The sequence below is a fragment of the Peribacillus sp. NPDC058002 genome, assembly GCF_042886655.1.
In the GTDB taxonomy this organism is placed as follows: Bacteria; Bacillota; Bacilli; order Bacillales; family DSM-1321; genus Peribacillus; species Peribacillus aracenensis.
The window spans coordinates 20,787-27,579 of sequence record NZ_JBHVQU010000048.1 but is presented as its reverse complement, the minus strand read 5'-3'; the positions used below and the strand labels follow the sequence as shown (position 1 = coordinate 27,579).

Annotated in this window: 7 protein-coding genes; 2 read left to right on the top strand and 5 right to left on the bottom strand. The window is 42.4% G+C overall.

What is annotated here, in order from left to right:
- Positions 1-86 precede the first annotated feature (86 nt).
- Both ACFVSH_RS11445 and ACFVSH_RS11440 read right to left on the bottom strand, forming a co-directional pair.
- Entirely contained in the window at positions 87-419 is a 333-nt protein-coding gene (locus ACFVSH_RS11445; RefSeq protein WP_387597790.1) for a YolD-like family protein, read from the bottom strand.
- A gap of 28 nt (positions 420-447) precedes the next feature.
- The gene (locus ACFVSH_RS11440) at positions 448-1,707 is read right to left on the bottom strand and encodes a Y-family DNA polymerase (protein ID WP_387597793.1); all 1,260 of its coding nucleotides are present in this window, start codon (positions 1,705-1,707) and stop codon (positions 448-450) included.
- Positions 1,708-2,122: 415 nt separating this feature from the next.
- On the opposite strand from ACFVSH_RS11440, the gene ACFVSH_RS11435 reads away from it, so the two are divergent.
- Positions 2,123-2,782 (top strand): C40 family peptidase, encoded by a 660-nt coding sequence (locus ACFVSH_RS11435; RefSeq protein WP_387597796.1) that lies wholly within the window; start codon positions 2,123-2,125, stop codon positions 2,780-2,782.
- A gap of 83 nt (positions 2,783-2,865) precedes the next feature.
- Here ACFVSH_RS11435 and ACFVSH_RS11430 read toward each other — a convergent pair whose 3' ends face one another.
- The 3 genes from ACFVSH_RS11430 to ACFVSH_RS11420 all read right to left on the bottom strand — a co-directional run bounded on the left by ACFVSH_RS11430 (position 2,866) and on the right by ACFVSH_RS11420 (position 5,341).
- Positions 2,866-3,393: a hypothetical protein gene (locus ACFVSH_RS11430; protein WP_387597799.1), complete on the bottom strand. Its 528-nt coding sequence runs from the start codon at positions 3,391-3,393 to the stop codon at positions 2,866-2,868.
- 164 nt (positions 3,394-3,557) lie between these two features.
- Positions 3,558-4,373 carry an SDR family NAD(P)-dependent oxidoreductase gene (locus tag ACFVSH_RS11425; RefSeq protein WP_192205418.1) on the bottom strand — a complete coding sequence of 272 codons (816 nt, stop codon included), beginning with the start codon at positions 4,371-4,373 and terminating at the stop codon, positions 3,558-3,560.
- On the bottom strand, positions 4,373-5,341 hold the full coding sequence (locus ACFVSH_RS11420) for an MBL fold metallo-hydrolase (protein WP_387597803.1): 969 nt from the start codon (positions 5,339-5,341) through the stop codon (positions 4,373-4,375). The genes ACFVSH_RS11425 and ACFVSH_RS11420 overlap by 1 nt, the downstream gene beginning before the upstream one ends.
- A gap of 512 nt (positions 5,342-5,853) precedes the next feature.
- On the opposite strand from ACFVSH_RS11420, the gene proC reads away from it, so the two are divergent.
- Positions 5,854-6,699 (top strand): pyrroline-5-carboxylate reductase, encoded by an 846-nt coding sequence (gene proC / locus ACFVSH_RS11415; protein ID WP_260284633.1) that lies wholly within the window; start codon positions 5,854-5,856, stop codon positions 6,697-6,699.
- Positions 6,700-6,793 lie beyond the last annotated feature (94 nt).

The window sequence follows — 6,793 nt, the reverse complement described above, 5'->3', positions numbered from 1 at the left end:
AAATAAAACCTATCTAGCAAATGCCGATTATATTAATAATAACGATGAAAATGAAAGGCTGTCCCTTGGAACGGCCTTTCCGCTCATCATTCCGTTATCCTTACATCCGCTATATCGGAGAGCCTGATATAGTGAACCTGCTGAAACCGATCAACGATATGAAGCTTTTGGGTGGGCTCATTATAATAATGGATCCTGCCGATTAACAGCTGATACCGGTTTCCTTCATAATGTGCAATCGTAACATCCTTTCTTTCCTCCATCGCTTCACCCATTACAGCATTCATTTCTTCCAGTTGCTGCTCATCCAGGATGCGCTTCGTTTCATAGCCATCCTCCACCGCCCAATCCCGCAGCATCTTCACATGCTCCGGTAACATCATCGATGTCCATTTGATACGGCCGCGATCACGAATCATTCTTTTCCCTCCCTTCAAAAAGTCACCCCTACGCCTTATGCCCACCAAGCAGCCTGCTTCGGTAAACGGCTGTACCGGCTTCCGTATACGAAACCGCACGCAATAACGATTTGGCTCCATATTTATGGCGAATTCGATCAACTGTGTAACTCAATTCCCGCTTCTTCCAGCGCGAAGCATCGAATAAAGTCAACTGCATTTCGTTATCATCCACAATATTCGAGAGTCTGACCTCTATGCTCCGAACCGTTTTTTGCTTATAGTTCTCATGAAAAAGCTCCAGGCAAACTTTATATAACTCCATCGTGATGTTGGTCGGTTCGCTAATCGAACGCGAACGATGGAACCCCCCGCCAAACTCATCCTTGCTGTAACCAATGCTTAGGCTCACCGTTCTTCCTGCCTTGCGATGGGTGCGTGCCCTTCTTCCAACTTCTTCGCAAATTTCCAGCATGACCTGCTTCACCTCATGCTCCTCCTTATAATCCCGCAGCAGGATTTGGCTTTTGCCGAAGCTTACCTGCCCTTCGATGATCGCTGCCCCCATATCGGATAAATCTATTCCCCACGCATGGTGGTAAAGCTGATTGCCCATAATCCCAAACTTCGCTTCAAGTAATTCAAGATCATAATTGGCAAGCTGCCCAACCGTAAATATCCCCATTCCATGAAGGGTTTTTTCAACGCGCCTGCCGATCCCCCACATTTCACGAAGCGGGGAAATCGGCCAAAGTTTGCTTGGCACATCCTCATACTTCCATTCGGCAATCCCTTTATGTTTGGCATCCAAATCAAGGCAAAGCTTTGCCATAAGCATGTTCGGCCCAATTCCAATTGCACAAGGGAGCTGTAATTCGCGTTCGATTTCATCCTTTATCTTTTCAGCTATCATCCGGGCATCTCCCCATAAAGAAGCGGCACCATCGACTTTCACAAAACTTTCGTCCACACTATATACGTGAATCGCTTCTTTGGGCACATAACGGTTGAACAAGCGGGTAATTTCCGTCGAAACCCTTAAATAGGTCGCCATTTTAGGTTCAACGACGACAATCCTCGGATCATTCGGGATCTCAAACATCCGCGACCCTGTCTTGATGCCAAATTCCTTCTTCATTTTTGGAGAAGCCGCGAGCACAATGCTCCCTGTCCTCTTCAAATCACCAACCACCGCCAGATAACAATCAAGCGGGTCCAGACCAAGCATGACTGCTGAACAGCTTGCATAAAAACTTTTTATATCGATACACATAATTGATTGTTTCGGCATCGTCCCATAATCCATCATTTCTTCACCCTAATAAGAATATACGTTCGCTTTTATTATATTCATAACTTTAACCGAATATACGTTCTTATTCAATGGAAGTTTTCATACAAATTTCTACTTTTTATTGTAATTTCCTTGAAAAATATAAAAGACACTAAAAATGGATAAAATACCAAATTTAAACTCCATATCCAAATTGTTTTTTTAAAAGAGAATCAATTAGTAGCTTGAATATTTTTTAATGAATCCATATACTCAGTTTTTTGAAATTCGCACACCCTTTTCAACAGACTTTCGTCCATTTATCATTCAGTCTTACTGCTCATTTTTTGTAATGAAACTGTAACCAAAAATATGTCTAATTGTCACAATGGTATTGTAGGATAATATTGTTAAGAATTATAGAGAGATAGATAGAGAGGAAATGAAAATTATGAAGAAATGGATCGCTTCAGCTGCTGTTGCATCTGCCATGATGCTAACCCCACTGCAAGCCTCTGCAAATATTGGAGATCAAACCCTCAGACCCGGAATGACACACAGCGATGTCAAACAACTACAACAACTTTTAAAAACCAAAGGATATTTCACATATACAGGTTCACTGACTACATATTACGGCACCTATTCTGAATCCGCAGTAAAAAAATTCCAAAAAGCCAAAGGGTTAACTGCCGATGGAATTGCCGGCCGAGGCACATTTAATGCGCTTGGTGTTTATAATGTCAATAATACAAGCCTGATAAGCTATTCAAAAACTTTAATAGGCAAACCTTACAAATGGGGCGGGACGACACCGACTGGATTCGACTGCTCAGGGTTCGTCTATTATGTATTCCAGAAATCACAAGGAATTACCTTACCGCGTACAACATCATTGCTCTATTCCAATACAGGTTTAAAAGTATCTTCACCAGCTAAGGGCGACCTTGTATTCTTTGATACTTCTTCTGGAAGAACAGGAGTATCCCATGTTGGGATCTATATCGGAAATGGTCAATTCATTAGTGCAACGTCTTCTAAAGGAATAGCCATCGCGGATATGGATAATTCTTATTGGAAACCAAAATATTTAGGTGCGAAAACTTTATAAGATCAGGACAAAAATCTTATTCTTGTGAGCGAATCCCCATAAAACAACCGGACAGAATTCCAAAGTGATTCAGTCCGGTTGTTTTATTTTATATATAATATTTCATCCGTCAAATCTTCTACTGTCACCATGAATGAAGAGTCTAAGTTTGAACGATTCATCATTTCGATATTATAAACATGCTCTGATGGTAAATGGACGACTTCGAGAACCATGAATCGCTGACTTTCCGCTTTGCTGACATGATTGAGGGCAGCAGTGACCGCCCTTTGTTCGGCTAAGCTTTTTTCATCCGTCAAAACAAGAATCAGTTTCGCTTCCGCTTTCCCAGGGAATGATTTCTCCACCCCGCCCCGGTGCCACGGCTTCACTTTCATGCCGATTTCCAGGTCGGAATAATCGAGGTAATTACCATGTTGATCTTGAATATATGTATCATTGGTCACCCTATAATACGTCCCTTTAATCAAAATCCTTTTATCGTCAAGATCCGTAACGAAACCTTCTTCCCCCTTATCAATGACTTCATCCATGTTCCAATCAGGGGATTGGCAGCTGCCCAGAATAAAAGCAACGAATATAGAGATATAAAGGTTCACTATCATCTTCATACAAATCCCTCCTAATAGAAATAGACGGCTTCTCCCTGAAATAGTTACCAATTATTTATTTAATATAGACAACTTCGGTCATTTCCAAAAGGGGAATGTCATCGACATTCCCCTTTGCCTATTATTAGACCAACTTTCGCCTTTTCCGGTATCGAAAGTTTAGCCTACTTTTTAAAAAATGCTTTTTTCCCTAATGTTTCGGTGATCTTTGGAAACATGTTATACCATTTCCCAGCTAAATTCATCCAGCCAGGGAGATTGATTTCCCTCTTATTGGTCAGCATCGCCGCTACGATTTTGGCAGCGACATCTCCAGGCTTAAGCATGAATTTTTCAACATTCTTTAAGTATGTACCTGATTCATCCGCAATGTTAAAGAAATTCGTTTCTATGGGTCCAGGATTGACGGTGGTCACAAAAACATGATCGTCCATCAGCTCGAGCCGAAGTGCGTTTGAATAGCCAAGAACCGCGAACTTGGTCGAAGAGTACAATGTTGATTTAGGTGTGGCGATTTTACCGGCCTGAGAAGCTATGTTGATGATATGCCCCGCTTTTCTTAGCTTCATATACGGAAGAACCAGCTTTGTGCAGGCCATCAATCCAATGACGTTGACAGCAAACATTGCTTTCGTTTCATTTAACTCCGTATCCTGTGCTTCTTTAAACGTGCCGAAACCAGCATTGTTGACCAACACATCCACTTCTCCTATTTGCGCATGGATGTCATTAAATACATTTGTCACCTGATCAGTATCTGCAACATCAAGCTTATAGGCATATGCATCAATCCCATATTGGGTGATCAGTTCATTCTTTAGCTGCAGTAATTTATCCAGGCTTCTGGCCAAGAGGACGAGACGGGCCCCCTGCTTTGCACTTTGAATGGCAACTTCCTTGCCAATCCCTCCGGAAGCACCGGTAATAACAATGACTTTGCCTTGCAACTTATTCAAAAAAATGAGCCTCCTTGCGAACATTAAGCGATTGAATACAGAATGACCCCTGATTGGATTTCTGTTTCGACTTCACCCAAGTCTTCTAAATAATCCAACTGACCGACCGTTTCCGAAAGTGTCAGGCCCACTTCCTGAAGGTATACTTTCGGGAAAAGCTGCTGACAAACTTCAAAGGCCGATAAAGGCCGATCTTGAAGCATGTTTTTCACCTGCATGGCACGGTTATGCTGCCGCTCGAATCGATATTGAATCAAGTCGGCAACCGCATCTCCTTCCACTTCAGATCCATGTCCGGAGTAAACAGTGGAAATGGAAAGATCCAATAATTTCTGAAGTGATGCATTATATTGCAGTAAAGGACGAGGCCTCATGCCTCCGGGAAGTAAAGGTGGTTCCATTAATGGATTAGGTGAGATCTTGGCAAGCAAGTGATCGCCTGCAATCATGACACCGTCACTTTCCCGGTAAAAGGATAAATGGCTTTGAGCATGCCCAGGAGTCTCGATCACTTTCCAGCCTGGAAGACCAGGGAGCTCATCTCCCTCAGCCAAATATCCATGAAGCTTCCGTTCACTAAGGAAACTGATTTCATTGCGGTTATGGGTCAGTTCATTTTTCAGCTCTTCTGCCACTCCGAACTTAGTGGCATAATCAAGGAAAAAACGATTATGGGTTTCAAGGAATTCATCACTGATAGTCAACCAGCGCTGATTATTTTTGTGTCCATAAACCGGGATTTCCTTTTCAAAGAAATCGAGTGCACCAGCATGATCAGGATGATGATGGGTTAAAATGATTTGTTCGATATCAGTCAGTTTCAGACCCAAATCCCCAAGCCCTTTAGTCAGGGCTTCCTTTGATCGTTTTGTTTTCACTCCCGTATCGATTAACGTTAAAGCATCCCCTTTAACTACATAAACATTCACATCACCCACTGCAAACGGCGTGGGCAAAGCAAGTTTTGCAATATCTCCATTCCAATTCGCCATTATCTTATCCACCTTAGAAAATTATATTTATATAAATCTTTTTATACGCTAAACAGGATTCCTAGTATACTTATCATGTATAATTACCATTTTACATGTATTTTAAATCACTGTCATTATTTTCACATAATTCATGTCTACTTTTTGTCGTCCTTGCATATATTATCATTGACAGAGTACTGATATATCCTTCATAATCACAAGTAATTAAAGACGGCGTGGCATTGATTAAGGCCAAGTAAATTTATGATGGCGTAAAGAGAGTGAAGCTCGGAATGTGCTGAAAGGCTTCACCGCCCCCTCATTATTGAACCTACCTTATGAGCCTTCAGGAAAACCTGACGTAATTCCCGCGTTAGAGGATTCAAGTGCAGCTTTTCTGTTTATTCGTTATGGAAAAGTTGAACAAAGGTGGTACCACGGAAGCTAGACCTTTCGTCCTTTATTGGATGAGGGGTCTTTTTGTTTTTCAAAAAAAGGCCGAAAATACAAAAGAAAAAGGAGCGGGAAATATGGAAAAAATCGCGTTTATCGGAGCTGGATCGATGGCAGAAGCAATCATTTCAGGGCTGGTGACCCAACAGGTGATCGAACCAGCAAATATTTTTGTAACAAATAAATCAAATGATGATCGGTTCGATTATTTAAAGAACCAATATGGTGTTACTGCCACAAGATCGCTGCAGCAATTAGTCCAGGATGCAAGCCTTGTCGTCCTGGCGGTGAAACCGAAAGATATTTTAGAAACGATGCAATCAATAAAAGAATACATCCGTGAAGAAATGCTGTTCATTTCCGTTGTTGCCGGGGTTCATACAACAAGCTTGGAAGGAATCGCCAACAAGCGGTTCTCGATCGTCCGTGCCATGCCTAATACATCGGCAGCTGTAGGAAAATCAGCAACCGCCCTTGCGGCTAACGGTCATACGAAGGACTCGCAATTACAAACGGCGATTACCCTTTTTGAAACGGTAGGTACGGTGGCAGTCGTAGACGAAACCCAGCTAGATGCGGTAACAGGCTTATCAGGCAGCGGCCCGGCTTATATTTATTACTTGGTAGAGGCATTGGAAAAATCGGCAGAAAAAATAGGTCTCGATTCCGAAACCGCCAAGCAATTGATTCTGCAGACACTGATGGGTGCGGCCGATATGTTACAGAAATCACCAAAAACGCCTGCCGTACTAAGAAAGGAAGTAACTTCACCAGGAGGAACGACTGAAGCAGGTCTGAAAGCACTTCAAGCACATCAAGTGGAAGAAGCATTCATTGCCTGTGTACAAGAAGCGACAGAGCAATCGAAGCGAATGGGCAATCAAATAAGTAAAGAACTAGCCAAATATGTAGTTTCGCAGTAAGACGCATGATGGTGATCAGCTGTTGCCTGGCCACTCCTACAGCAGTGGCCAGGCAACAGCCCTTCATAAAAGATCGGCACATCTTATGAAGGGT